The 766-nt window shown below is 29.2% G+C and carries 1 protein-coding gene; it reads right to left on the reverse strand.

The features are described 5' to 3' along the window. Window positions 1-516 precede the first annotated feature (516 nt). Entirely contained in the window at window positions 517-678 is a 162-nt protein-coding gene (locus tag AC4PRO_RS18190; RefSeq protein ID WP_492118401.1) for a hypothetical protein, read from the reverse strand. Between the last annotated feature and the right edge of the window lie 88 nt (window positions 679-766).

A 766-nucleotide genomic window follows, 5' to 3' on the forward strand; every position in this document is an offset into this window, starting at 1 on the left:
TCATTTAATTAATATTGTGTTTACTTTGTGGGCACGAGCGAGACGCTCGCGCTAGCATACGCTCAAGCCAGCAGGGGAGCTATCGGGTTTTACTTTTAAAATACTTTATTTTTAAATAATATATTAACAATGTTAAAAAATTTGATAATAAATTAATTATAATAAAAAAAATAATCATTGAAGTAATCCACTCCGATAAACCCTCCATATTATCTGGTATCTTATTTTGACTTCTATGACTCGTGTAGTTAGACATAAAAAATAAAACAGCCCAAACAAGGAAGAAAAAAATTAGAAAATAAAGCAATATTCTTAACTTTTTATTCAAATAATAAAAAAAGTAAGATAGTAATAGGTTCGCGATAACTATAAAAATAAAAAATGGAATAATTACATCTCTAATTATTGGATCCAACTTTATTGTACGATGATTTGCAATCAATATTAATATCCAACAAAAAAACATTATACATAATGAAATAATTGTTGCAAAAAAAGGATGATTAACCGTTTTTTTTATTTTTTCCATGTTCTCTTCATTTTTATAATATAAGTCAAATAATCATTGAATGGTTTGTATCCATATTGATGTTGTAAAATCCATTGTGCTAAAACACCTCCTCGATAGTTATACTCCCAATTGTTAACAAGATCAGCATTACCAGGTAAATCTTTCATGTAATCGCTTTCCCCGCTAGCGCGAGCGTCCCGCTCGTGCCCACATTATAAATCAATTCACGTCTATCTCTAAAAGTGTTTGGTCATT

Source organism: Flavobacterium sp. DW-iso2 (assembly GCF_058725285.1).